General features: G+C 72.0%; 19 protein-coding genes. 9 read left to right on the top strand and 10 right to left on the bottom strand.

The genetic code is table 11. The features are described 5' to 3' along the window. Positions 1–56: 56 nt before the first annotated feature. The 4 genes from P2H44_RS05300 to P2H44_RS05285 all read left to right on the top strand — a co-directional run bounded on the left by P2H44_RS05300 (position 57) and on the right by P2H44_RS05285 (position 6675). Positions 57–2117, top strand: coding sequence for a putative bifunctional diguanylate cyclase/phosphodiesterase (locus P2H44_RS05300; protein ID WP_275762405.1), 2061 nt, complete (start codon positions 57–59; stop codon positions 2115–2117). Positions 2118–2591: 474 nt separating this feature from the next. Next, on the top strand, positions 2592–4052 hold the full coding sequence (cysS, locus tag P2H44_RS05295; RefSeq protein WP_275762404.1) for a cysteine--tRNA ligase: 1461 nt from the start codon (positions 2592–2594) through the stop codon (positions 4050–4052). Continuing rightward, positions 4049–5710: a citramalate synthase gene (gene cimA / locus P2H44_RS05290; protein ID WP_275762403.1), complete on the top strand. Its 1662-nt coding sequence runs from the start codon at positions 4049–4051 to the stop codon at positions 5708–5710. Before cysS ends, cimA begins: the two co-directional genes overlap by 4 nt. Positions 5711–5838: 128 nt before the next feature. Beyond that, positions 5839–6675, top strand: a complete 837-nt coding sequence (locus tag P2H44_RS05285) for a phytoene/squalene synthase family protein (protein WP_275762402.1) — start codon at positions 5839–5841, stop codon at positions 6673–6675. Positions 6676–6771: 96 nt separating this feature from the next. On the opposite strand, the gene P2H44_RS05280 is transcribed toward P2H44_RS05285, so the two are convergent. The 3 genes from P2H44_RS05280 to P2H44_RS05270 all read right to left on the bottom strand — a co-directional run bounded on the left by P2H44_RS05280 (position 6772) and on the right by P2H44_RS05270 (position 9361). Then, the gene (locus tag P2H44_RS05280; RefSeq protein ID WP_275762401.1) at positions 6772–7407 is read right to left on the bottom strand and encodes a class I SAM-dependent DNA methyltransferase; all 636 of its coding nucleotides are present in this window, start codon (positions 7405–7407) and stop codon (positions 6772–6774) included. A gap of 103 nt (positions 7408–7510) precedes the next feature. Further along, on the bottom strand, positions 7511–8875 hold the full coding sequence (gene trmFO, locus P2H44_RS05275; RefSeq protein ID WP_275762400.1) for a methylenetetrahydrofolate--tRNA-(uracil(54)-C(5))-methyltransferase (FADH(2)-oxidizing) TrmFO: 1365 nt from the start codon (positions 8873–8875) through the stop codon (positions 7511–7513). 81 nt (positions 8876–8956) lie between these two features. Then, on the bottom strand, positions 8957–9361 hold the full coding sequence (locus P2H44_RS05270) for a DoxX family protein (RefSeq protein WP_275762399.1): 405 nt from the start codon (positions 9359–9361) through the stop codon (positions 8957–8959). A 467-nt stretch (positions 9362–9828) separates the two neighbouring features. Between P2H44_RS05270 and P2H44_RS05265 the strand changes: the two genes are divergently transcribed. Further along, complete coding sequence (locus tag P2H44_RS05265; protein WP_275762398.1) at positions 9829–9984, top strand: DUF3309 family protein; 156 nt, start codon at positions 9829–9831, stop codon at positions 9982–9984. A gap of 220 nt (positions 9985–10204) precedes the next feature. Here P2H44_RS05265 and gyrA read toward each other — a convergent pair whose 3' ends face one another. Further along, positions 10205–13021 (bottom strand): DNA gyrase subunit A, encoded by a 2817-nt coding sequence (gyrA, locus tag P2H44_RS05260; RefSeq protein ID WP_275762397.1) that lies wholly within the window; start codon positions 13019–13021, stop codon positions 10205–10207. Positions 13022–13266: 245 nt separating this feature from the next. On the opposite strand from gyrA, the gene P2H44_RS05255 reads away from it, so the two are divergent. Beyond that, positions 13267–14250 (top strand): acyltransferase family protein, encoded by a 984-nt coding sequence (locus P2H44_RS05255; protein WP_275762396.1) that lies wholly within the window; start codon positions 13267–13269, stop codon positions 14248–14250. A gap of 24 nt (positions 14251–14274) precedes the next feature. On the opposite strand, the gene hpt is transcribed toward P2H44_RS05255, so the two are convergent. Beyond that, positions 14275–14865, bottom strand: a complete 591-nt coding sequence (gene hpt, locus P2H44_RS05250) for a hypoxanthine phosphoribosyltransferase (RefSeq protein WP_275762395.1) — start codon at positions 14863–14865, stop codon at positions 14275–14277. Between the two features lie 149 nt (positions 14866–15014). Here hpt and P2H44_RS05245 point away from each other — a divergent pair, with 149 nt between their 5' ends. Beyond that, a complete protein-coding gene (locus P2H44_RS05245; protein ID WP_275762394.1) occupies positions 15015–15482 on the top strand; it encodes a type II toxin-antitoxin system RatA family toxin in 468 nt (155 codons plus the stop codon). Between the two features lie 103 nt (positions 15483–15585). Here the strand turns inward: P2H44_RS05245 and P2H44_RS05240 are convergent, their stop codons facing one another. From P2H44_RS05240 to P2H44_RS05220, 5 genes are all read right to left on the bottom strand, one after another. Further along, positions 15586–16083 (bottom strand): CinA family protein, encoded by a 498-nt coding sequence (locus P2H44_RS05240; RefSeq protein WP_275762393.1) that lies wholly within the window; start codon positions 16081–16083, stop codon positions 15586–15588. A 96-nt stretch (positions 16084–16179) separates the two neighbouring features. Continuing rightward, positions 16180–16944, bottom strand: coding sequence for a calcium-binding protein (locus tag P2H44_RS05235; RefSeq protein ID WP_275762392.1), 765 nt, complete (start codon positions 16942–16944; stop codon positions 16180–16182). Between the two features lie 169 nt (positions 16945–17113). Beyond that, on the bottom strand, positions 17114–19771 hold the full coding sequence (alaS, locus tag P2H44_RS05230; protein ID WP_275762391.1) for an alanine--tRNA ligase: 2658 nt from the start codon (positions 19769–19771) through the stop codon (positions 17114–17116). A 497-nt stretch (positions 19772–20268) separates the two neighbouring features. Then, positions 20269–21525 carry a cytochrome P450 gene (locus P2H44_RS05225; RefSeq protein WP_275762390.1) on the bottom strand — a complete coding sequence of 419 codons (1257 nt, stop codon included), beginning with the start codon at positions 21523–21525 and terminating at the stop codon, positions 20269–20271. Between the two features lie 252 nt (positions 21526–21777). Next, on the bottom strand, positions 21778–22248 hold the full coding sequence (locus tag P2H44_RS05220; RefSeq protein ID WP_275762389.1) for a cupin domain-containing protein: 471 nt from the start codon (positions 22246–22248) through the stop codon (positions 21778–21780). A gap of 328 nt (positions 22249–22576) precedes the next feature. Here P2H44_RS05220 and P2H44_RS05215 point away from each other — a divergent pair, with 328 nt between their 5' ends. Then, a complete protein-coding gene (locus P2H44_RS05215) occupies positions 22577–23566 on the top strand; it encodes a BMP family lipoprotein (protein ID WP_275762388.1) in 990 nt (329 codons plus the stop codon). Between the two features lie 199 nt (positions 23567–23765). Next, positions 23766–24758, top strand: a complete 993-nt coding sequence (locus P2H44_RS05210; protein WP_275762884.1) for a BMP family lipoprotein — start codon at positions 23766–23768, stop codon at positions 24756–24758. The last annotated feature ends 61 nt before the right edge of the window (positions 24759–24819 follow it).

Below are 24819 nucleotides of genomic sequence, written 5' to 3'. Positions count from 1 at the left end.
TCTTTCTTCACCCGCCTCGTCTAGGCCGGGGGCGGTTCAGGACGGAAGACGGCCCGATGCTTGAGAGCGGCGGCTCCCATCACGACCCGGCGATGATCGCCGCCGCGCTGCTCGTCGGCGCGGCGGGGGTGGCGCTGTCGGTCCGGTTCTACCTGCGCGCCTGCTCCGAATCGCGGGAGCGGCGGCGCTGGTGGCTGGTGCTGACGGGGATCACCTCGGGCGCCGACATCTGGGCTATGCAGACCCTGCTGAGCCTGGGCTACATCGAGGGCGCCCCGCACGGGCACGATCCGACGATCGTGATCCTGTCCTTCGTGGCCGCGGTCGCGGGGGGCGTGGCGCTGCTGCAGTTCGCCTTCGGGCGCCGAGGCCTGGGCGCGGCGATCCTGGTCGGCGTCGGCTACGGCCTGCTGACCGCGGGCGTGCAGATCTCCAACATCGCCTCCGTCGCCGCCGAGGGCCGCACGATCTGGCGGCCCGAGATGGTGGCGGCCCTGCTGATCTGGGCGGCGCCGGTCTGCGCGCTGGCCTCGGCCGCGCTGCGCGCCCGCCGGGGCGCCCGCGCGCCCTGGCAGGGGGCGGCGATCTTCATCGTCTGCATCGCGGGCATGTTCGGGATCGGCCTGAACGTCGCCGAATTCCGCCACGAGGCCGGCGTCGCCATCCCCCAGGGGATGCTCGACGACCTGGGCGTGGCGCTGCTGGTGGTGACGCTGACGGCGATCGTCCTGGTGCTGGGCGCGGCCTTCGTCCTGATCGACCGCTCCGCCGAGCAGGAGGCGCGCTCGCGCTACCGGCACATGGCGCTGCACGATCCGCTGACCGACCTGCCCAACCGCGCCTGCCTGCGCGACGAGCTCGCCCGCGCGGTCGAGGCCTCGCGCGCGCTGAACGCGCGCCTGGCGCTCGCCGCCATCGACCTCAACCGCTTCAAGCCGATCAACGACGTGCACGGCCATGCCGCGGGCGACGCGCTGCTGCGCGGCGTGGCCGATGCGCTCGCCGCGGCGATGGGACCGGGGGAGTTCGTGGCCCGCGCCGGCGGCGACGAGTTCGTCGCCTTCAAGACCGGCCTCGCCGACCGGGAGGAGGCCGAGCTCTTCGCCCAGCGCATCATGGCCGCCGTGCGCACCCCCGTCGACTGGGAGGGGCTCTCGCTCTCGGTCGGCTGCGGGCTGGGGATCGCGATCTTTCCCCACGACGCCGACACGCCCGAGCTTCTGCAGTCGCGCGCCGACCTCGCCCTCTACCGCGCCAAGGGCGAGGCGGGGGAGGCGCCGCGCTTCTACGAGCAGCGCATGGACGAGGCCGGCCGCGCCCGCTCCGCGCTGGCCATGGAACTGCGCGAGGCGCTGGAGCGCAGCGAGTTCGAGCTCTGGTTCCAGCCCCAGGCGCTGCTCGCCGACGGGCGCATCACCGGGTTCGAGGCGCTGCTGCGCTGGCGGCGGCCCGGTCATGGCCTGGTGCTGCCGGGCGACTTCGTGCCGGTGGCAGAGAAGACCGGCCTGATCCGCCCCATCGGCGCCTGGGTGCTGCGCGAGGCCTGCCGCGCCGCGGCGCGCTGGCCGCAGGAGTACGGCGTGTCGGTCAACGCCTCGCCCGCCCAGCTCACCCAGGCGGATTTCGCCGAGCAGGTGGCCGACGCGCTGCTCGCCGCCGGCCTCGCCCCCGACCGGCTGGAGATCGAGCTGACGGAGGCGAGCCTGATCGCCGACCACGGCCGCCTGCTGGAGGTGATGGTCGAGCTGAAGGCCGCCGGCGTGCGCGTGGCGATGGACGACTACGGGGCGGGGCTCGCCTCGCTGGGCGCGCTGCGCTCGTTCCCCTTCGACCGGCTCAAGATCGACCGCGGTTTCATCGACGCGATGGACCGCGACCCGGCCGCCGCCGCGATGGTCGAGGCGACGCTGCTGCAGGCGCGCGCCCTGAACATGCCGGTGATGGCCGAGGGGGTGGAGGAGGCCGCCCACCTCGATCGCCTGCGCCGGCACGGCTGCGAACAGGCGCAGGGCTTCTACTTCGGCCGCCCGATGCCGCTGGAGGAGGCGCGCCGCCTGATGGAGCGTCGCCAGGGCGGCCCCGCCGCCGACCGCGCCTCGGCCCCCGCGGCCAACTGAGCGGCGGGCGTCCGGGCCGCGGGCGGGACGCGGGAACGGGTCCGCATGCGCCCTGGTGCGGCGAGGACGGGGAGGGGGCAGGCGCTCCCCGGACCCCGGGGCCAGACCATTGGATCGGCGCGTGCGCCGGCTCTGGCGGTCGCGGCGTCTGCGCCGGCTCGCCCGGCGGCACCGCCGGGGCCCGTAGGGCATGGACGCGGCCGGGATTGCGCCGGCCCCCGGGGGCAGGGGCAGCAGGCGGCGCGGGCGAGGCGAGGTCGGCGGCGCGGCGGCGCAAAGGGCGCTTGCCATGCGCCCGCGCAGGGTTCATACACCCGGCCATGACCGCGACGCCCCTCACCGCCCCGATCTGCATCGGGATCTGCATTACCCGCTGACGACAGTCCGCGGCGGCGTTCGCTCTTTCCCCGATCCAAGAAAGACCAACGGCCGGCCGCGGGCCCCGCTGCATCCACGCGCGACCGCGAGGCCGACATGACCGACCACCCGCTGAAGCTGCGGAATTCCGCGACCGGCGAGAAGGCCCCCTTCACCCCCCGCGACTGGCGCCTGGGCGCCGAGAGCCCGCGCGTGCGCATGTACGTCTGCGGCCCCACGGTCTACGACCGCGCCCATATCGGCAACGCCCGCCCCGCGGTGGTCTTCGACGTGCTGTTTCGCCTGCTGCGCCTGGTCTACGGCGCCGACCGGGTCGACTACGTGCGCAACTTCACCGACGTCGAGGACAAGATCAACGACCGGGCCGCGCAGCTCTACCCGGAGATGCCCCCGCTCGAGGCGATCGCGAAGCTGACCGCCGAGACGACCGAGTGGTATCACGAGGACATGGACGCGCTGGGCGTCCTGCGCCCCACGCACGAGCCCCGCGCCACCGGCCACATCCCCGGCATGGTCGCGATGATCGAGACCCTGGTCGCCTCCGGCCATGCCTACGAGGCCGAGGGCCACGTGCTGTTTTCGGTCGACAGCTATCCCGCCTACGGCAAGCTCTCGGGCCGCTCGGTCGAGGACATGATCGCCGGCGCCCGGGTCGAGGTCGCGCCCTACAAGAAGAACCCGATGGACTTCGTGCTGTGGAAGCCCTCTAGCCCCGAGCAGCCGGGGTGGGACAGCCCCTGGGGCCGCGGACGCCCGGGCTGGCACATCGAGTGCTCGGCCATGTCCAAGGAGCTGCTGGGCGAGGACTTCGACATCCACGGCGGCGGCGCCGACCTGATGTTCCCCCACCACGAGAACGAGATCGCCCAGTCCTGCTGCGCCGCGCCCGACCACGGGTTCGCCGAGGTCTGGCTGCACAACGGCATGATCCGCGTGGACGGCAAGAAGATGTCGAAGTCGCTCGGCAACTTCTTCACGGCGCATGACAAGCTGGCCGAGATTCCCGCCGACGTGATCCGCGCCATCCTGCTCAACGCCCACTACCGCGACGAGCTCGACTGGACCGAGGCCGTGGTCGACCAGGCCCGCGCGATCCTGAACCGCCTGAACCGGCTCGCGGATCGGGCGCGGCGCGCGGGCGTCTCGCCCGACGCGGACGATCCCGACGTGCTGGAGGAGGTGATCGAGCGTCTGTGCGACGACCTCGACACCCACGGCGCCCTGCGCGCCCTGCACCGGTTCGCGGGAGAGGTCCTGGCGCGGCCGGAGTCCGAGGTCGAGGACCTGCAGCAGGTGGTCGACACGGCCGTGTTCCTGGGCTTTGGCCTCTCCTTCGCCGAGGGCGCGGGGCAGGGCGACGCGCAGGACCATGACGCGGTGATCGCCGACGCCTGCGCCCGGCTGGACGCGGCCCGGGCGGCGAAGGACTTCGCCGCGGCGGATGCGCTGCGCGCGCTGATGAACCAGGCCGGCCTGGTGGTGCAGACCGGCAAGGGCGGCACGACCGCCGAACGCGGCGTCGATTTCGACCCCGCGGCGCTGGAGGCCCTGAAATGACCCGCGAGCGGCTCTTCCTCTTCGACACGACCCTGCGCGACGGTCAGCAGACCTCGGGCGTGACCTTCTCGATCGAGGACAAGATCCGCATTTCCCGCGCGCTCGACGCGTTGGGGCTCGACTATGTCGAGGGGGGCTGGCCCGGCGCCAACCCCACCGACAGCGACTTCTTCGCCCGCGCGCCGGGGCTGAAGCGCGCCACCTTCACCGCCTTCGGGATGACCAAGCGGGTGGGGCGGTCGGCCGCGAACGACGACGTGCTGGCCGCGGTGACCAACGCCGCGACGCCGGCCGTTTGCCTGGTGGGCAAGACCCACGACTACCAGGTCGAAACCGCGCTCGGCGTCACGCTGGAGGAGAACCGCGACGCGATCCGCGACTCGGTCCGCCACCTGGGCGCCCTGTCGCGGGAGGCGCTGTTCGACGCCGAGCATTTCTTCGACGGCTACAAGGCGAACCCCGACTACGCGCTCAGCTGCCTCGAGGCGGCGATGGAAGGGGGCGCCCGCTGGGTGGTCCTGTGCGACACCAACGGCGGCACGCTGCCGGCGGAGATCGGGGAGATCGTCGCCGCGGTCTGCAGGCGCATCCCCGGCGCCAACGTGGGCATCCACACCCATGACGACACCGGCATGGCGGTGGCCGGGTCGCTGGCCGCCGTCGACGCCGGCGCGCGCCAGATCCAGGGCACGCTGAACGGGCTGGGGGAGCGCTGCGGGAACGCCAACCTCACCTCGCTGATCCCCACGCTGCTGCTGAAGGCCCCCTATGCCGACACGCTCGAGACCGGGGTGAAGCGCGAGGACCTGCCGAAGCTGACCCGCGCCAGCCGGATGCTCGACGACATCCTCAACCGCACTCCCAACCGGCATGCGCCCTACGTCGGCGAGGCCGCCTTCACCCACAAGGCGGGCCTGCACGCGAGCGCGATCCTGAAGGACCCGTCGACCTACGAGCATGTGCCCCCGGAGGTGGTGGGCAACGAGCGCGTGGTGCCGATGTCCAACCAGGCCGGCCAGTCGAACCTGCGCCAGCGCCTGCTCGACATGGGCCTGACGGTGGAGAAGGGCGACCCGCGCCTCGGCCGCATCCTCGAGGAGGTGAAGGCCCGCGAGGACGCCGGCTACGCCTACGACGGCGCCCAGGCGAGCTTCGAGCTGCTGGCCCGCAAGGAGCTGGGCCTGCTGCCGCGCTTCTTCGACGTCGAGCGCTACCGGGTGATGGTCGAGAAGCGGATCAACGCCCGCGGCGACGCGATCACGGTGTCGGAGGCCGTCGTGGTCTGCGTGGTGGACGGGGAGCGGATCATGTCCGTCTCCGAGTCCCGCGATCTCGCCACCGACGACGACCGCGGCCCGGTGAACGCGCTCAGCCGGGCGCTGGCCAAGGACCTCGGCCGCTACCAGAGCTTCATCGAGGATCTGAAGCTCGTGGACTTCAAGGTGCGCATCACCTCGGGCGGCACCGAGGCCGTGACCCGCGTGCATATCGACTCGACCGACGGGGAGGGGCGGCGCTGGTCGACGGTGGGCGTCTCGCCCAACATCGTCGACGCCTCCTTCCAGGCGCTGCTGGACGCGATCCAGTGGAAGCTGATCCGCGACGGGGCCGAGGGCCAGTCGCGCGCGCCGGGGCAGGGCGCCGGCGCGGCGGCGTGAGCCCGGCGGGGGCGCCCGGCGCGCCCCGGCCGGATCGCCCCCGCGACGCGCGGTCCTGCGCCCTGCGGAGGACCGCGGAAGGACGCCCCCCCGTTGCGCCGGGGCCGCGGCTGGGCCACTGGACGGGCATGACCGAGCCCGCTTTCGAATCCGCCTGCGAATCCCTCGTCCGCGAGCATGACCGCGACCGCTGGGCGACCGCGCGCCTGGCGCCGCCGCCGGCCGCGGGGCGGCTGTTCGCGCTCTACGCCTTCAACCTCGAGGTGGCGCGGATCCCCTCGGTCGTCTCCGAACCGATGCTGGGCGAGATCCGCCTGCAATGGTGGCGCGACGCGATCGCCGAGATCTACGACGGCGCCGCTCCCCGCCGGCACGAGGTGGTCGAGCCGCTGGCCGAGGCCGTCGCCGGCGCCCGCCTGCCGCGGGACCTGTTCGAGGCGCTGCTGGACGCGCGCTCCTACGATACGCACGGGCCCTCGATCGGGGATCGGGCGCTGTTCGACGCCTACGTGGACGGCACCGCCGGGGCGCTGATGCGCCTCGCCGCGGGGATCTGCGCGGGGGGCGAGCTGGAGGCGCGCGACGACCGCGCCGCCCGCCTCGCCGGCTGGGCGGCGGGGGCGGCGGCGCTGATCCGGGCGCTGCCCGCGCTCTACGCCCGCGGCGGCGACCCGATCCCGACCGAGGGGGAGCTGGAGCGCAACACGCTGGCCGAGGGGATCACCCCGCCCGAGCTCCGCGAGGCGCTGCGCGCCATCGCCGCCGACGGCCTGGAGAAGCTCTCGCAGGCCCGCGCGCTCCGCCCCGCCGCCGCGATCCGTCCCGCGCTGCTCGGCGCCTGGCGGGCGGAGGAGACGCTGCGCCCCGCCGCCCGTCCGGGCTTCGAGGTCTTCGCTCAGGCGATCCCGTCGGAATTCGCCCGGCGCGGCCGGCTGGCGCGCAAGGTGCTCTTCGGCGGCTTCTGAACGCCCCGGGGCGCCTCCGGCGGTCGTCCGGGCGAACGCGCCCGCGACGGGCCCAAGCCCGCCCGCAGGGCGCCTATGGGCCCGCTCTCCGGCGCGTCAGCGCCGCTTCAGCACGTAGACGGTGGAGCCGAGGCCCTGTCCCGGCACGTGGGGCCCGTGCTTCTTGAACGCGAGCTCCACCTGGCCGCTGTCGCACCACTCCCGCAGGCGGCCCTCGTAGCTGCGGTCCGACAGGGCGTGGTCGTTGAGCGTGAAGACGAAGCAGCCGCCGGGCGTCAGCAGCCGCACCACCTGGTCGATCAGGCTGGCGGGGGCGTGGGCGGGGCTGAACACGCCCACCGCCGCGACATGGGCGTAGGCGCCGGGGTCGACGGGCAGGGGATCGTTCAGGTCGCTCAGCAGCAGGGCGCGGTAGACGCCCTTGCGCGCCGCCACCTCCATCATCTCCTGCGAGAAATCGGAGCCGTCGAGCGTGGTGAACCCCACCGCCGCGAAGGCCTCGCCCGACAGGCCCGTGCCGCAGCCGACGTCGAGCAGGGGCGCGGCGCGATCCTCGACCACGCGGGCCAGCGCCTCGGCGCAGCGGGCGGGCGCGGCGTATCCGCTGGCGGCCAGGTCGGCGTCGTAGCTCTCGGCCCAGTCGCGGTAGAGCGCTTGCGTGGCAGCGGAATCCCGCAACTCGTAGACGTCGCTGCGGAACGCGGCTTCAGCGGTCGGATAGTCTCGGGTCATCGGCCTTCCTCCCGCCCCGATGATGGGGCGGCGAGACGAAAGCGTCAAATGATGTCGGCATTGGACCGGTTCGGGGGGCCTGCGCGGCCCCCCGGAACAGGCCTCAGGCCGCCGCGCGTTGGCCCAGCCAGTCGACCCAGTGCGCCTTGGCGCGCTCGGCATAGGCGCGGGCGCGGTCCCGCTTGCCGCGCCGGCCGCCCTTCAGGGGGGCGTCGAGCGGCGGGAACAGGCCGAAGTTCACGTTCATCGGCTGGAAGGTCGAGGCGTCGGCCCCGCCGGTGATGTGGTTCAGCAGCGCCCCGATGGCCGTGGTGGGCGGGGGCGTGTCGAGCGCGACGCCCAGCCGCTCGGCCGCCGCCAGGCGGCCGGCGAGCAGGCCCATGGCCGCGCTCTCGACATAGCCCTCGACGCCCGTCACCTGGCCCGCGAAGCGCAGGCGCGGGTCGGCCTTCAGGCGCATCCGCCCGTCCAGCAGGCGGGGCGAGTTGAGGAAGGTGTTGCGGTGGATGCCGCCCAGGCGGGCGAAGCGCGCCTCCTCGAGGCCCGGGATCATCCGGAACACCTCGGTCTGGGCCGCGTATTTCATCTTGGTCTGGAAGCCCACGATGTTGAACAGCGTGCCCAGCGCGTTCTCCTTGCGAAGCTGCACGATGGCGTGGGGCTTCACGGTCGGGTCGTGGGGGTTGGTCAGGCCGACCGGCTTCAACGGACCGTAGCGCAGGGTCTCGCGGCCGCGCTCGGCCATCACCTCGATCGGCAGGCAGCCCTCGAAATAGGGGGTGCCCTCCCACTCCTTGAACTCGGTCTTGGGGGCGGCGAGCAGGGCGTCGAGGAAGGCCTCGTACTGCTCGCGCGACATCGGGCAGTTGAGGTAGGCGGTGCGCTCCTCCTCGGTCTCGCCCTTGTCGTAGCGCGACTGGAACCAGGCCTTGGAGAGGTCGACGCTGTCGGCGTGCACGATGGGGGCGATGGCGTCGAAGAAGGCGAGCCCGTCGTCCCCGGTCAGCCCGCGGATCGCATCGGCGAGCGCCGGCGAGGTCAGCGGCCCGGTCGCGACGATCACCGAATCCCACTCCGCCGGCGGCAGGCCGGGGATCTCGCCGCGCTCGATCGTCACCAGCGGGTGCGCCTCGAGCGTGGCGGTGACCTCGGCCGAGAAGGCGTCGCGGTCGACAGCGAGCGCGCCGCCCGCGGGCAGGGAGTTGCGGTCGCCCGCCCCGATGATCAGACCGCCCGCCTGGCGCATCTCCCAGTGCAGGAGGCCCACGGCGTTGGTCTCGTGATCGTCGGAGCGGAAGGAGTTCGAGCAGACCAGCTCCGCCAGCCCGTCGGTCTGGTGGGCGTCGGTCTTCCGGTCGGGGCGCATCTCGTGCAGCACCACGGGCACGCCCATGGCGGCGATCTGCCAGGCGGCTTCGGAGCCGGCCATGCCGCCGCCGACGACGTGGATGGGGTCGATCTGGGTCATGGCGCGGGGTCTACACGTCCGCGCGCCGGCAGGGAAGCGCCCGCGCGCCGGTTTGCGGCGGCGCGGGCGCGCAAGCGGGGGTCAGAGCCCGCCTTTCGACAGCGAATAGGGCCCGGGTCCCATCGCGGTCACCAGCAGCATGCCGCCGGCGATGCTGAGGTTCTTCATGAACATGATCTGCTGCATCATCGCCTCCATCCCCTCCATCCCCTGGCCGGGGAGGAAGTGGTAGAGCACGCCCGCCACCACCGAGAAGCCGGCCAGCACCAGCGCCGAGATGCGGGCGAAAAGCCCCAGCGCCAGCAGCAGGCCGCCGCCGAGCTCGACCACGATGGTCGGCCAGACCAGCACGCCCGGCAGGCCGCCGGATTCGATGTAGCCGGCCGCGCCGGCGGGATCCATCAGCTTGCCGAAGCCCGAGACGATGAAGATCAGGGCGAGCAGAACCCGGGCGACGGGCGCGAGCCAGGGGAGGTCGAGCCTCATGGCGCAGTCCTTTCAAGATGCTGGGCGGCCCGGTCCGAGCCGCCTTCCGCCGGGGAATCTGGAGCGGCAGGCGGAATCGGGAAAGGCCGACGCATGGAAACGAATTATTTCGATCCGGGCGATTAGCTGACGAAGGGGAAACGCAGGGCGGGGGCGGATCGGGCGACTCGCTGCGCTCGGGGCGCGAGCGGCCGCCGGAAAGCGGGCGGATTCAAGGTGTCCGCGGCGGTCGATTCCGGCCGAATGCGGGCGGGCCGGCCGCAACCGTGGAATCTCGGCCGCAATCGTTTGGCCTTCGCAAAACCGCGCTAACTGACCTTCACCGCCGCGACAGGCGCCGTCTTCGGGCGTCGCGGGTCGCGGCCCGGGACCGACGCGAATGCAGAACCTCCCCGGACCGGGCGCGACGTCGCGCGCCCGCCGGCGCCTTGCGCGCCGACGCCGGCGGACCAAGACGAGAGGCGACCATGCTGGGCACTATTCTGATCATCGTCCTGATCCTCATCCTCATCGGCGCGCTGCCGCGCTGGGGCTACAGCGCCGGGTGGGGCTACGGGCCGTCGGGCGGCCTGGGGCTGATCCTGGTGATCGTGATCATCCTGGTGCTGTTGGGGCATATCTGACGCCGACGCCGCGACGGACGCCGCAGGCCGGCGTCAAGATCGCGGCGCACGCGGAAAGGGCGCGGCTCCGGGGAAGCCCCGGGGCCCGTCCGCGCCGCCCGTTCGCCGCCTGAGCGAAGGGAGCGCGCGTGGCCCCCGCATGAAGCCCGCGAAAGAAAAACGCCGCCCGACGGATGTCGGGCGGCGTTCTGCGTTTCGGATCCGCGGCTCGGCGCGGGGATCAATCCTCGTCCGAGGGCGCCTGCGGCGCGGGGCCGTCGCCGGCGTCGGGGGCGGGACCCCCGGGCGCTTCCGGCTCGGGCTCGTTCGCCTCGGCGATCCAGGCGACCGAGACCACGGTCTCGTCCGGGGCCGCGTTGAGCACCCGCACGCCGCCCGCGGTGCGCGAGCGCAGGGAGATGCCGTTGACCGGGCAGCGGATCGACTGGCCCTTGTCGGTCGCCAGCATGATCTGGTCGTCCATCTGCACCGGGAAGGCCGCCGCGATGGGCCCGCCGCGCTGCGCCTTGTCCATCGCCCCCACGCCCTGGCCGCCGCGGCCGCGGGTGGGATAGTCCATGGACGAGCTCAGCTTGCCCTGGCCGCGCTCGGTGATGGTGAGGATGATCTCCTCGGCCGCCGACATCTCGGTGATCCGGTCGGCCGAGATGGCGACGTCGGCCACGGCCTCCTCGTCGCTCTCGTCGCCGGGCTCCTCGGCGTCGGCCTGGGCGGTGGCGCGCTTCCACTTGATGTAGGCCTGCCGCTCCTCGGGCGTCGCCTCGAAGTGGCGGAGCACCGCCATCGAGACCACGCGGTCCCCGTCGGCGAGCTTGATGCCCCGCACGCCGGTGGACTCGCGGCCCTTGAAGACGCGGACCTCGGTGACGGGGAAGCGGATCGCCTTGCCCATCGCCGTGACCAGGAAGAAGTCGAAGCCCTCGTCGCAGATATGGGCGCGGACCAGGCTGACCCCCTCGGGCACGCGCATGGCGATCTTGCCGTTGCGCATGACGTTGGTGAAGTCGCTCAGCGCGTTGCGCCGCACGTCGCCCGCCGAGGTCGCGAAGACGATCTGCAGGTTCTCCCACTCGGCCTCGGGCTTGTCGACGGGCATCACCGCGGCGATGCCGGTCCCGGGCGAGATCGGCAGCACGTTGACGATCGCCTTGCCGCGCGCCGCCCGGCCGCCCGAGGGCAGCTGCCAGGTCTTGAGCTTGTAGACCATGCCGTCGGTCGTGAAGATCAGGAGCGGCGTATGCGTGTTGGCCACGAACAGCGTGGTCACCACGTCCTCGTCCTTGGTGGACATCGAGGACAGGCCCTTCCCGCCGCGCGCCTGGGAGCGGTAGTCCACCAGCGGCGTGCGCTTGATGTAGCCCTGCGCGGTGATGGTGACGACCATGTCCTCGCGCTCGATCAGGTCCTCGTCGTCGAGCTCGCCGTCGTAGTCCACGAACTGGGTGCGGCGGGGCGAGGGGAAGGCCTGCTGAACCTCGCGCAGCTCCTCGCGGATGATGTCGAGGATGCGCTCGCGCGAGCCGAGGATCTCGAGATACTCGCGGATCTTGGCCGCCAGCTCCTCGAGCTCGTCGGTCACCTCCTGCACGCCGATGGCGGTCAGGCGCTGCAGGCGCAGGTCGAGGATGGCGCGGGCCTGCACTTCCGACAGGCGATAGGTGCCGTCGTCGCCGACCTTGTAGATCGGGTCGTCGATCAGGCGCAGGTATTCCGCGATCTCATGCGCGGGCCAGTCGCGCTCCATCAGGCGGGCGCGGGCGGTCGCCGGGTCGGGGGAGGAGCGGATCATCCGCACCACCTCGTCCACGTTCGACACCGCCACGGCGAGGCCGCACAGGATATGGGCGCGGTCGCGGGCCTTGCGAAGCTCGAACGCCGTGCGGCGCGCCACCACGTCCTCGCGGAACTGGATGAAGCTGGCGAGGATCTTCTTCAGGTCCAGCTGCTCGGGCCGGCCGCCGTTCAGCGCCAGGATGTTGCAGCCGAAGGAGGTCTGCAGCGGCGTGTAGCGGAACAGCTGGTTGAGCACGACGTCGGGCGTCGCGTCGCGCTTCAGCTCGACCACCACGCGGATGCCCTGCCGGTCCGACTCGTCGGCGACCGAGGCGATGCCCTCGATGCGCTTGTCGCGGGCGAGCTCCGCGATGCGCTCGATCATCGTGGCCTTGTTCACCTGGTAGGGGATCTCGTCCACGACGATGGCGTAGCGGTCCTTGCGGATCTCCTCGATGCGGGTCTTCGCCCGCATCAGGACCGAGCCCTTGCCCGTGTGATAGGCCTTGCGCGCGCCGCCGCGGCCGAGGATCAGGCCGCCCGTCGGGAAATCGGGCCCGGGGATGTACTCGATCAGGTCCGAGATCTCGAGATCCGGGTTGTCGATCAGCGCCAGGGTGCCGTCGATGACCTCGCCCAGGTTGTGGGGCGGGATGTTGGTGGCCATGCCCACCGCGATGCCGCCCGCGCCGTTGACCAGCAGGTTGGGGAAGCGCGCGGGCAGGACGGTCGGCTCGCGGTCCTGGCCGTCGTAGTTGGCGACGAAGTCGACGGTGTCCTTCTCGATGTCGTCGAGGATGGACAGCGCGATCTTCTGCATGCGCACTTCGGTGTAGCGCATGGCCGCGGGCTTGTCCCCGTCCATGGAGCCGAAGTTGCCCTGTCCGTCCAACAGGGGCATGCGCATCGAGAAGTCCTGCGCGAGGCGGACCAGGGCGTCGTAGATCGCGGCGTCGCCGTGCGGGTGATACTTGCCCATCACGTCGGAGACGGGGCGCGCGGACTTGCGGTAGGGCTTGTCGTGCGTGTTTCCGGTCTCGTGCATCGCGTAGAGGATGCGCCGGTGCACCGGCTTCAGACCGTCGCGCAGATCGGGCAGCGCGCGGCTGACGATGACGCTCATCGCATAGTCGAGGTAGGAGCGTTTCATCTCCTCTTCGACGGCGATCACGGGGCCGTCGTAGGCGGGCCGGCGAGGGGGCTCGCCGCCGTTCTCGGGCCCGTTTTCGGGGGCGTCCTCGGGCGGTTCCGGAGTGTCGGTCAAAGGGTTCCTGCCGTCGCTCTGCTCTTGATCCCGACGTTGTAGCGACCGGGGGGGAGAAGGGCAATCGAACGGGGGGCCGCGCGGGGCGGAATCCGGCCGAAAACAGGGAATTCTCCGGCGGTTGACGCGCCTGCGGCGGCGGGCGATGCAGGCGGGGACGAGGCGCGCCGAGGGGGCGGGCCGAAAGCGGCGCGCGGCGTCCCGCCCGCGGGCGAGTCGCGGCAGGCGCCGGGGGGAGGGCGCGCGTGGCGGCCGAGCGGAACCTGGACGTCGACCGGCTGCGGGTGGTCCTCGCCCTCCTCGTGATCGGGATCCACGCCTATCCGCTGACCGAGATCTGGCCGGCGGGCGCGCACCTGTTCCGCGAGGGCGTGACCCGAATCGCGGTGCCCACCTTCTTCGTGCTCAGCGGCGTGTTCCTGCACGCGGCCGCGGCGCGCCCCGACGGCGGCCGGCGCTGGCTGCGCCGCCTGGGCGCGATCTACGCGGCGTGGAGCGTGCTTTACGCGACCTGGTGGATCTTCGACCTGGCCCCCGACGCCGGGGGCCTGGCCACCGGGCTCGCCCGGCTTGCGCTGGGCTGGTGGCACCTGTGGTATCTCGCGGCGGCGGCGCAGGCCGGCGTCGCGCTGCTGCTCCTGAGCCGCCGCCTGTCGCCGCGCGCGCTGGGCCTGCTGGCGGCGGCGCTGCTGCTGGCGGGCTGGGCGCTGCAATACGCGGTGATCACGGCGCCGGAGCTGCCGGGGGGGACCTTCCTCGTCTTCGGGGTCGAGACGACCCACGAGGCGCAGCTCTGGATCTACCGCAACGCGCTGTTCGCGGGCCTGCCGTTCATGGCCGCGGGCTGGATCCTGGCGGAGGTCGACCTGCCGCGCCGCGCGGGCGGGCCGGCGCTGGGGGCCGTGCTGGCGCTCGGCTTCGCCGCGGTGCTGGCGGAGGCCCTCCTGACCCCAATCCCGCCGGACCGCCCGCTCGACCTGCTGCTGGGGCTGCCGGCGGTCTCGGTCGCGCTGACCGCGCTGGTCCTGCGCTCCCCGCGCACCACGCCGACGGCCTGGCTCGCGGACTACGCGACGGCCGTCTACCTGATCCACGCGGGCATCCTGCTGCAGCTGCGCCTGTTCGCGGACCTCTCCCCGACGGGGGAGTTCCTGGCGACGGTCGCGCTTTCCCTCGCGCTCGCGGGGCCTGCGGTGCGCCTGTGCCGGCGCACCGGGATGCCGATCTGAAGCGCCCCCGTCGCGGAGAGGCCCTCAGACGAAGCGGACCTTGCCGATGAAGCTCAGGTTGCGGTTCCGCTGGGCGTAGTCGATGCCGTAGCCCACCACGAACTCGTCGGGGATGGTGAAGCCCACGAAGCGCGCCTTCACGTCCGCCTCGCGCCGCGAGGGCTTGTCGAGCAGGGCGCAGACCTCCAGCCGTCGCGGCTTGCGCGCCCGCAGCATGTGCAGGACGTGGTGGAGCGTGAAGCCGGTGTCGACGATGTCCTCGACCACCAGCACGTCGCGCCCCTCGATCTCGCCGCGCAGGTCCTTGAGGATGCGCACCTCGCGCGAGGACGACATGGCGTTGCCGTAGGAGGACGCCTCGATGAAGTCGACCTCCAGCGGCAGGTCCAGCTCGCGCGCGAGGTCGGCGATGAACACGAAGGAGCCGCGCAGCAGGCCCACGACGATCAGCTTCTCGGTGCCCGCGAAATGGGCCTCGATCTCGTCGGCCATCGCCTCGACCCGGGCGGCGATCGCCTTGGCCGAGATCAGCTGGTCGATCACGTAGGGCTTGCCGTCGGGGCCGGCCTGGGTCCGCTGGCCGGTCGCCTCGGCGCCGGTCTGGCTCTGGGTCATGTCTCGCTCCTCGCTCGCGCGGGGCGCACGCTACGCGGGGCGGGGGCCGGGCGCAAATCCTCGCGCAGGGGCAGGGGCGGCGCGCGCCGGCCCGCCGCGACGATCCGCCCCCCTCTCTCGGACCGCGGCGGCAACTAGGACTGCGGTCCATGCCGACGCATGCCGAAAAACGCGTGATGCCCTACAGCGCCGACCAGATGTACGCGCTGATCGCGGACGTGCGCGCCTATCCCGAGTTCCTGCCCTGGTGCTCCGCCTGCCGCATCCGCAAGCGCGAGCCGCTGCCCGAGGGCGGCGACGGGGCGGAGCAGATCGAGGCGGACCTGGTGATCTCGTTCAAGGTGTTCCGGGAGCGCTTCGGCAGCCGGGTCGACCTGTTCCCGGACGAGAAGCGGATCGACGTCGCCTACCTGGACGGCCCGTTCCGCTACCTCAACAACCACTGGAAGTTCACCCCGGTGGACGAAGGGAGCTGCGAGGTCGATTTCTTCGTGGACTTCGAGTTCAAGTCGATGGTGCTGCAGAAGCTGATCGGCGTGGTCTTCAACGAGGCCATGCAGCGCATCGTGCGCGCCTTCGAGCAGCGGGCCGCCGCGCTCTACGGCCCGCAGGGCTGATCTTCCGACGACCCGGGGGCGCCGCGCCCCGCGCCCGCCCCTCGCAGGCCGCCCGCCCGCGGCGCAGGCCCGGCGGGGCGCCGCGGGGCGGGCGGCGCGGGCCTCAGCCGAGCGCCTCCTTCAGCATCGCCAGCGCATGGCGCACGGTCGCCGCGCGCACCGCGCCGCGGCCGAGCGCGCCGAACTGCATCGTGTGGGGCCGCGCGCCGGAGGCGTCGGCGACCGCGAAGCTGACCATCCCCTCGGGCTTGGGCCCCGAGGCGCCGGGCCCCGCCACCCCCGTCACCGCCACCGCGAGCTGGGCGCGCGCCCGCTCCAGCGCGCCCGAGGCCATCGCCGCCGCGGTCGCGTCGGAGACCGCGCCATGCTCCTTCAGCACGGCCTTCGGCACCCCCAGGACCTCCATCTTGGCGTGGTTGGAGTAGGTGACGAAAGCGCGCTCGGCGACCGAGGACGAGCCCGCCACCGCCGTCAGCGCCCCGAAGATCAGCCCGCCGGTGCAGCTTTCGGCGGTGACGATCATCACGCCCTTGGCCTTGGCCGCGTCGAGCACCTCGGCCGCCAGCTCCATGATGTCGGGGGGGAAGAAATCGTCGGTCATCGTCCTGTCTCCTGCGGCCGTGCCTGCGGGAGGGGAGATGAGCATGCGCGCGCCCGGTTGCCAACCGGGCGCACGGTCGGATCGCACGGCGACGGATCAGAGGATGAAGTCGGACAGGTGCAGGTCGTCCGCGTCGCGCTTGAGGAAGGTCAGCGAGTCGTCGCCCAGCTCAAGCTCCGCGTGCTTGCCGTGGTCGTCGATCTTGTTGAGGAGCTTCTTGAACTGCTTCTTCGAGAAATCGAAGGCGGCGAGGTTCACCTGGTCGCCGCCGCCGAAGCCCTTGATGCGGTCATGGCCGTCGCCCGGGCGGAAGTGGATGGTGTCATCGCCGCCGCCGCCGATCAGCAGGTCGTCGCCGAGGCCCCCCAGCATCGTGTCGTCGCCGGCGCCGCCGAGGATCTTGTCGTCGCCGGGGTTGCTGTAGATCTCATCGTCGCCGGCGCCCGCCTTCATCACGTCGTCCGCGTCGGATCCATACATGGCGTCGTCGCCGGCCGTGCCCTTGTAGGTCTTCTCCGTCGAAAGCAGGAGCACGCGGAAGTCGCCGACGGCGCCGTCGCCCTCGACCGCGACGTAGAATTCGCCGGCGCTCTCCGGGGAGAAGCTGATGCCCTGGTTCACGGCGCCCGTCGCAAGGGGCTCCGCGCCGGTCTCTCCCAGGCCGTAGATGACGATCGTGGCGCTGGGGAGCGCATCGCCGTCCAATGTCCATTGCGCGACGTACAGCGTGTAGTCGACGTCGAGCTTGCCGACGAAGCGATACCAGTCGGCGTCGGTCTCGGTGTCGATGCGCCCGAGCGTCTGGACGCCCGGCGCGATGTTGTCGTCGGTGAACGGACCCTCGCTGACGATATCGGTCATGCGGCGACTCTCCTGGAAAATGCGGCGTCAATCGCCGCGACGTTGCGCACGCGGCGCCCCGGCGTCCAGCGGATTTGTTCAGGAAGTATTCAAAAAGATGAACGCCCCGCCATTCTGCAACGGCGGGGCGCTTCAGGGAGTCTCGTCAGCCGTGCGAGACGGCCTTGCGTCAGGCGAGCGCGGCGCGCACCGCCTCTTCCACGGCCTTCAGCGCGGCGGGCACGCCCTCGCCGTCGGGGCCGCCGGTCTGGGCCATCTCGGGCCGGCCGCCGCCGCCCTTGGCGCCCACGCAGGGGGCCGCGGCGCGCACCAGGGTCACCGCGTCGATGCGGTCGGTGAAGGCGCGCGAGACGCCGATCACGATCGAGCCCTTGCCGTCCGCCTTCGCCGCCAGCGCCGCGACGCCGGGGGCCTGGGCGAGGAGCTCGTCCACCGCGGACTTCATTTCCTTGGGGTTCAGCCCCTCGACCTCGCGCAGCGTCAGGGCGACGTCGCCGATCATCTCGACCGCCGCGGCCCCGCCGCCGGTGGCGAGCTTCTTCTTGGTCTCGGCGAGCTCGCGCTCCAGCGCGCGACGCTCGGCGGTCAGCGCCTCGATGCGGCCGGCGATCTCGTCGGGGGTGGCGTGCAGGGCGGCGCCGGCCTCGGCGACGATGGCCGACTGGCGGGCGACGAAGGCCTCGGCGGCCTCGTGGGCCACGGCCTCGATCCGGCGCACGCCGGCGGCGGCGCCTTCCTCGCGCAGCACCTTGAAGAAGCCGATCTGGCCGGTGTTCTTCACATGGGTGCCGCCGCAGAGCTCGATCGACCAGGGGTGGTTCTCGCCGGCGTCGGTGCCGCCCATCGAGACCACGCGGACCTCGTCGCCGTATTTCTCGCCGAAGAGGGCGCGGGCCCCGGACTGGCGGGCCTCGTCGATGGGCATCACGCGGGTCTCGACCGCGCTGCAGGCTCGGATGCGGGCGTTCACCTCGCGCTCGATGTCGGCCATCTCCTCGGCCGAGATCGGCCCGCCGTGGGAGATGTCGAAGCGCAGACGGTCGGGCGCCACCAGCGAGCCCTTCTGGGAGATGTGGTCGCCCAGACGGCGGCGCAGCGCCTCGTGCAGCAGGTGGGTGGCGGAGTGGTGGGCGCAGAGCGCCTCGCGCCGGTCGCGGCCGACCTGCAGGGTCGCGCTTTCGCCCGCGCTCACCACATGGGCGTCGTCGGAGACGATGCGGCAGACGTGGACGTAGACCCCGTCGGCCCGCTTCTGGGTGTCGGTGATCTCGATCTTCACGCCCTTGGCGGTGATCGCCTCGCCACGGTCGCCCTGCTGGCCGCCCTGTTCGGCGTAGAACGGGGTCTGGTTGAAGACGGCCTCGAAGGGCTCGGTCCCCGAGACGGCCTCGACCTCCTGGCCGTCCTTCACCAGGGCCACCAGCGTGGCGCCGGCGCGGGTGTCGGCGTAGCCGAGGAACTCGGTCGCGCCCGCGCGGTCGCGGATGTCGTACCAGACCTTCAGGTTGCCGGCGTCGCCGGTGCCCGACCAGGCGGCGCGGGCCTTGGCCTTCTGCTCGGCCATGGCCATGTCGTAGCCGTCCTGGTCGACCTCGCGGTCGCGGCCGCGCAGGATGTCGGCGGTGAGGTCCAGCGGGAAGCCGTAGGTGTCGTAGAGCTTGAAGGCGGTGTCGCCGGGCAGCTTCTCGCCCTCGGCCAGACCCTCTATCTCGGCGTCGAGCAGCTTCAGGCCGCGGTCGAGGGTGGCCTTGAAGCGCTCTTCCTCCGCCCGCAGCGTCTCCTTGATCAGGCCCTCGGCCTCGCGCAGCTCGGTGTAGTGGCCGCCCATCAGGTCGATCAGGGCGGGGGCCAGCCGGTGCATCAGCGGGTCCTGCGCGCCCAGCATGTGGGCGTGGCGCATGCCGCGGCGCATGATGCGGCGCAGGACGTAGCCGCGGCCCTCGTTGGTGGGCAGCACGCCCTCGGCGATCAGGAAGCTCGCGCAGCGCAGGTGGTCGGCGATCACCCGGTGCGAGGTCACCATCGGCCCGTCCGCCGCCTGGCCGGTCAGGTCGGCCGAGGCCTGGATGATCGGCGTGAACAGGTCGGTGTCGTAGTTGTTGTGCTTGCCCTGCAGGATGGTCGTGACCCGCTCGAGCCCCATGCCGGTGTCGATCGAGGGCTTGGGCAGCGGCGTCGAGGACCCGTCGGCATGCGTCTCGAACTGCATGAAGACGAGGTTCCAGAACTCGATGAACCGGTCGCCGTCTTCTTCAGGGGAGCCCGGAGGGCCGCCCCAGACCTCGGGGCCGTGGTCGTAGAAGAGCTCCGAGCACGGGCCGTTGGGGCCGGTGTCGCCCATCCGCCACCAGTTGTCGTCGGAGTTGATGCGGATGATGCGCTCGTCGGGCAGGCCCGCGATCTTCTTCCACAGCTCCGCGGCCTCGTCGTCGGTCGCGTGGACGGTGACGAGGATCTTCTCCTTCGGCAGGCCGAAGACCTGGGTCGAGACGGTCCAGGCCTGCTCGATGGCGACGTCCTTGAAGTAGTCGCCGAAGGAGAAGTTGCCGAGCATCTCGAAGAAGGTGTGGTGGCGGGCGGTGTAGCCGACGTTGTCGAGGTCGTTGTGCTTGCCGCCCGCGCGCACCGACTTCTGCGAGGTGGTGGCGCGGGAATAGGGGCGCGTCTCCAGCCCGGTGAACACGTCCTTGAACTGGACCATGCCCGAGTTGGTGAACATCAGCGTGGGATCGTTGCGCGGCACGATGGGCGAGGAGGGCACGACCTGGTGGTCGCGGCTCCCGAAGAAGCCCAGGAAGTCGGACCGGATCTGGTTGCCGGAAATCATGCGTGCAGCACTCCGTGTCGTGTCGCGGCGTCTCGCCAGGGCGGCGTTGCGCGGACCTCGGGCCTGCGCATTTTCGCGCGGATGTGTAGGGCCGGGGGGGCGGCGGGGCAAGAGGCGGGTGGCGCGCCCGGGGCGGGCGGGGGCCTCCGAGGCGGGGCTCGTCGGCTGGCCGCTGCGCGGGGGCGCGTTCGCGCCCGGAAGGCCGCTTCGGGAGCTCACCAAAGAACAGGGCCGCGCCTGTCCTTCGGATCCGTCCATCGCTGAAGATGCCTGAGCGAGTCGGCGGGAGGGGTCAAGGACAAGCCCGCGCAAGCGCGGGGTCGCTTCGCGATCCCTGACCCCTCCCGCCGACTCGCTCTGATCGGCATCAGCGACGGACGGCTCCGAAGAACAGGCGCTTTGCGCGGGCCTGCGGGCGTCGCGCCGGGCGCCTGGGGCAGGCGGCGCGGCAGGAGGGGGGAGGGCGGGGCGCGCGGGCGACGCCCTCCCGTTCGGGGTCAGCGGTGGAGGACCACCGGCAGTTCCTCGTAGCCGAGCACGAAGTTGGAGGTCACGCGCACGGGCTCGCCCACCACCTCGACGCGGGAGAAGCGCTTGAGGATCTCCTCCCACACCAGGCGCAGCTGCATCTCGGCCACCCGGTTGCCCATGCAGCGGTGCACGCCGTAGCCGAAGGAGACGTGGTTGCGCGCGTTCCTGCGGGTGATGTCGAACTCGTCCGCGTCCTCGAACTTCGCCTCGTCGCGGTTGCCCGAGACGTACCACATCACGACCTTGTCGCCCTCGCGGATGGTCTGGCCGCCCAGCTCCACGTCCTCGAGCGCGGTGCGGCGCATGTAGGCGAGCGGCGTCTGCCAGCGGATGATCTCGGAGACCATGTTGGGGATCAGCGAGGGGTCCGCGGTCAGCTTCGCGTACTGGTCGGGGTAGCGGTTCAGCGCCAGCACCCCGCCGGAGATCGAGTTGCGGGTGGTGTCGTTGCCGCCCACGATCAGCAGCATCAGGTTGCCCAGCAGGGTGAACGGATCGTCGGCGAGGTCCTTCGTGTCCGGGTGCTGGGACATCAAGGAGATGAAGTCCATCGCCGGCGGGCCGTCCTTGCGCGCCGCCCACAGGCCCTGGAAGGCCGCGAGGCACTCGAGCAGGATCTTGCGCCGCTCCATCTCGTCGAGCGTGTTGTTGCCCATGCCGGGGTTCGAGGTCACCACGTCCGACCAGAACGGCAGCAGGTGGCGCTCCTCCCACGGGAAGTCGAAGAGGGTGGCGAGCATCTGGGTGGTGATCTCGATCGAGACCTTCTCGACCCAGTTGAACTCCTCGCCCACCGGCAGTTCGTCCAGCACCGAGGCGATGCGGCCGCGCATCAGCGCCTCCAGCTCGCCCAGCCGGTCGGGGCCCACGGCCGGCATCGCGGGCTTGCGCCACTTGGGATGCACGGGCGCGTCCTCGGAGATGAAGCTGCGCGGGTTGAACTCGGCGTTGCGGTCGCCCAGCGAGATGCCGCCCAGCGAGGAGAAGCGGCGGTGGTCGGTGTCGACCTTCATGATCTGCTCGTAGGACGAGATCGACCAGTAGGGGCCGAACTCGCTCTGCCGGCACAGGTGCACCGGGGCCTCGCGGCGCAGGCGCGCGAAGAACGGGCGGTGGACGTCGGCCGAGAACAGCGACGAGCGCGAGACGTCGAAATCCTCGAGCGGCGTCGTGCGCGCCTCCTCCTCCGCGGCGGCGAGCGCGTCGTCGGCGATCTTGAGCATGGCTTCCTCCCTGGCGCCTGCGGGGGCCGGCTTCGTGGCCGGCCCTTCCTGGTTCGGCGCGCAGGATACACCGGCGCTGACCCGCACGGAAACGTTTCCCGCGAAAGGCGAGCGTGACGTGGGGGCGCCCGGCGCGGGGGCGCCCGGCGCCGGGGGGGCGCCCGCGGCCTGCGCCGACGCCGGGCCGCGCCGCGGGCGGCGGGCCGGCCCCGGGCGCGCGGGTTCCCGCGGCGCCCGCGCCAGGGGTCGCGCTCAGTCGGGCAGGGAGACGGTGTTCGCCAGCCCCTCGGCCCCCGAGAACACCACCAGGATGCGCACCGGGACCTCGCCGGAGTTCACGCCCCGGTGGGGGACCTCATGCGCCTCGACGATCGCTTCGCCCGCGCGGTAGGTGCGCACGGTCTTCGCCGCGTCCTGGTAGGAGACGGTGATCTCCCCCTGCATCACCCAGGCGAACATCGGGGCCTCGTGGCGATGCAGGCCCGTGGCCTCGCCCGGCTTCATCGTCACGATCGCCGCCGTGGTCTGCGCCTTGCCCTCGGGCCAGGCGATGGGGGCGCCCAGCACGTCGACCTCCGTGCTCAGCAGCGGCTCCAGCGGGGGATAGGCGTCCTGGGCGCTCGCCGGCCCCGCGAGAAGCGGCGCGAGCGCGAGGGGCAGGGCGGCCGCGAGGCGCGCCGCCCCGGGTCTGCTGAACTGGCGTCGGGCGGGGCTGGGGGTCATCGGCGGTCTCCCTCTCGACGGCGCGGGGCGCGCCGGCCGGGGCGATCCTAGACGCGGGCCGGCCGTGGCGTCACCTGCTCCGCGTCGCGCCGGCGGTCCGGCATCCGCGGCCGGAATGTGCGCGAACCTGTCCGGCGCAACGTTTTCCCGGCGCGGACGACACCGCGTCCGCTCTTGCAAGCGTTTCGAATCCGCGCGACCGTGTGCGTCGCAGCGAGGTCCGGTCCACGTTCGGCGGCAGGCGCGCCCGGGGGGGCGGAGCAGGCGGGACCCGCGCACACCGACAGGAGGGCCGTCCGCGGCCCGCGAGGCAAAGGAAAAACCAGGAATGATCCGCACCCTTCTCGCCGCGGCCTCCGCGCTTGCGCTCGGCGTCGTGGCCGCGCAGGCCGAGCTGAAGCCCGCGGTCATCTACGACCACGGCGGCAAGTTCGACAAATCCTTCAACGAGGCCGCCTACACGGGCGCCGAGAAGTTCAAGACCGACACCGGGATCGAGTACCAGGAGTTCGAGATCCAGAACGACGCCCAGCGCGAGCAGGCCCTGCGCCGCTTCGCCCAGCGCGGCGCGGATCCGATCGTGGCGATCGGCTTCTCCTTCGCCGCCGCGCTCGAGAAGGTGGCGCCGGAGTTCCCCGACAGCCACTTCGCGATCGTGGACATGGTCGTCGACCAGCCCAACGTCCGCTCGATCGTGTTCAAGGAGGAGGAGGGCTCCTACCTCGTGGGCATCATGGCGGCGATGGCCTCCAAAACCGGCAAGGTCGGCTTCATCGGCGGCATGGACATCCCCCTGATCCGCAAGTTCGAATGCGGCTACAAGGGCGGCGTCGCCTCGGTCGGCGACACCCAGGTGCTCGCCAACATGACCGGCACCACCCCGGCCGCCTGGAACGACCCCGCCCGCGGCACCGAGCTCGCCAAGTCGCAGTTCGCCGAGGGCGCGGACGTGGTCTACCACGCCGCCGGCGGCACCGGCATCGGCGTGATCCAGGCCGCCGCCGACGAGGGCAAGCTCGCCATCGGCGTGGACAGCAACCAGAACGGCCTGGTGCCGGGCTCGGTCCTGACCTCGATGCTCAAGCGCGTCGACGTCGCCGTCTACGACACCTTCATGGACGTCAAGAACGGCGAGTGGACCTCGGGCTTCGAGGTCTTCGGCCTGGCCGAGGACGGCGTGGGCGTGGCGATGGACGACAACAACGCCTCGCTCGTCTCGACCGAGATGCTGAACGCCGTCGAGGCCGCCAAGGCCAAGATCATCGCCGGCGACGTGAAGGTGCACGACTACATGTCCGACAGCGCCTGCCCGTACTGATCGGCGACACGACCTCGACCGGCGGGCGCAGCCCCGCCGGTCGCCCCCCAGGACGACCTCGCAGCTTCGGATCAATGCCATGAACGCTGGATCGAGACGCCCCCGCGTCGGCCGCGTCTTCGCGCCTGTCGCGCCGGTTCTGATCGGGGCCGTGACGCGGCCCCCCTCTCCGCCGCCGCCCCGTGCGCAGCGCGACGCGGTGCTCGCCGGTCTCGTCGCCGCGGGCCTCGTCGCCTTCTTCGCCCTCAGCGGGGCCGACGCGCAGGCGGAGCCGGCGCTGATCTATTCCACCGGGGGCAAGTTCGACAAAAGCTTCAACGAGGGCGCCTGGAACGGCGCCCGCGCCTGGGCCGAGAAGACCGACGAGAGCTTCGCCGAGTTCCAGATCGACAGCCCCGCCCAGTCCGAGCAGGCGCTGCGCGCCTTCGCGCGCGACGGCAAGGACCCGATCGTGGCCATCGGCTTCACCCATGCCGCGGCGCTCGCCAAGGTGGCGCCGGAGTTTCCCGACGCCCATTTCGCCATCGTCGACATGGCGGTCACCGGCGGCAACATCCGCTCGATGGTCTACCGCGAGCACGAGGGCGGCTTCCTGGTGGGGATGCTGGGGGCGATGGCCTCCCGGACCCACAAGCTGGGCTTCGTGGGGGGCATGGACATCCCCCTGATCCGCAAGTTCGCCTGTGGCTACATCCAGGGCGCGCGGGCCGCCGACCCCACGGTCGAGGTGCTGGTCAACTACACCGGCGACACGCCCGCCGCCTGGTCCGATCCCGCCCGCGGGGCCGAGATCGCCCGCACCCAGATCGAGCAGGGCGCCGACGTCATCATGCAGGCCGCCGGCGGCACCGGCATCGGGGTGCTGCAGGCGGCGGCCGACGCGGGCGTGCTGGGGATCGGCACCGACTCCAACCAGAACGGCCTGCATCCGGGCCACGTGCTGACCACGATGCTCAAGAAGGTCGACGTCGCCGTCTACGAGACCTTCCGCGCCGGCGCGGACGGCTTCAAGCCCGGCGTCGTCTCGCTGGGCATCGCCGAGGGCGGCATCGGCTGGGCGCTGGACGAACACAACCGCGACCTCATCTCTCCCGAGATGGAGAAGGCGGCGAACGAGGCCGCCCACCTGATCGCGCGCGGCGAGATCAAGGTCCACGACAGCACCGTGGACGGGCCGTGCCCGGTGCAGTGACGGCGGCGGGGACGACCGCGGCGGCGAGGGCCGCGGCCCCGACGGGCGGGCCGCGGGACGA

Source organism: Albimonas marina, assembly GCF_029223255.1.
In the GTDB taxonomy this organism is placed as follows: Bacteria; Pseudomonadota; Alphaproteobacteria; order Rhodobacterales; family Rhodobacteraceae; genus Albimonas.
The sequence above is the reverse complement of the archived record's forward strand: the minus strand, read 5'-3'. Positions and strand labels throughout refer to the sequence as shown.

Excerpts from the sequence above, each read along its gene's own strand:
- P2H44_RS05300 (WP_275762405.1), top strand. The coding sequence starts at position 57 with ATGCTTGAGAGCGGCGGCTCCCATCACGACCCGGCGATGATCGCCGCC.
- cysS (WP_275762404.1), top strand. The coding sequence starts at position 2,592 with ATGACCGACCACCCGCTGAAGCTGCGGAATTCCGCGACCGGCGAGAAG.
- cimA (WP_275762403.1), top strand. The coding sequence starts at position 4,049 with ATGACCCGCGAGCGGCTCTTCCTCTTCGACACGACCCTGCGCGACGGT.
- P2H44_RS05285 (WP_275762402.1), top strand. The coding sequence starts at position 5,839 with ATGACCGAGCCCGCTTTCGAATCCGCCTGCGAATCCCTCGTCCGCGAG.
- P2H44_RS05280 (WP_275762401.1), bottom strand. The coding sequence starts at position 7,407 with ATGACCCGAGACTATCCGACCGCTGAAGCCGCGTTCCGCAGCGACGTC.
- trmFO (WP_275762400.1), bottom strand. The coding sequence starts at position 8,875 with ATGACCCAGATCGACCCCATCCACGTCGTCGGCGGCGGCATGGCCGGC.
- P2H44_RS05270 (WP_275762399.1), bottom strand. The coding sequence starts at position 9,361 with ATGAGGCTCGACCTCCCCTGGCTCGCGCCCGTCGCCCGGGTTCTGCTC.
- P2H44_RS05265 (WP_275762398.1), top strand. The coding sequence starts at position 9,829 with ATGCTGGGCACTATTCTGATCATCGTCCTGATCCTCATCCTCATCGGC.
- hpt (WP_275762395.1), bottom strand. The coding sequence starts at position 14,865 with ATGACCCAGAGCCAGACCGGCGCCGAGGCGACCGGCCAGCGGACCCAG.
- P2H44_RS05245 (WP_275762394.1), top strand. The coding sequence starts at position 15,015 with ATGCCGACGCATGCCGAAAAACGCGTGATGCCCTACAGCGCCGACCAG.
- P2H44_RS05240 (WP_275762393.1), bottom strand. The coding sequence starts at position 16,083 with ATGACCGACGATTTCTTCCCCCCCGACATCATGGAGCTGGCGGCCGAG.
- P2H44_RS05235 (WP_275762392.1), bottom strand. The coding sequence starts at position 16,944 with ATGACCGATATCGTCAGCGAGGGTCCGTTCACCGACGACAACATCGCG.
- alaS (WP_275762391.1), bottom strand. The coding sequence starts at position 19,771 with ATGATTTCCGGCAACCAGATCCGGTCCGACTTCCTGGGCTTCTTCGGG.
- P2H44_RS05225 (WP_275762390.1), bottom strand. The coding sequence starts at position 21,525 with ATGCTCAAGATCGCCGACGACGCGCTCGCCGCCGCGGAGGAGGAGGCG.
- P2H44_RS05220 (WP_275762389.1), bottom strand. The coding sequence starts at position 22,248 with ATGACCCCCAGCCCCGCCCGACGCCAGTTCAGCAGACCCGGGGCGGCG.
- P2H44_RS05215 (WP_275762388.1), top strand. The coding sequence starts at position 22,577 with ATGATCCGCACCCTTCTCGCCGCGGCCTCCGCGCTTGCGCTCGGCGTC.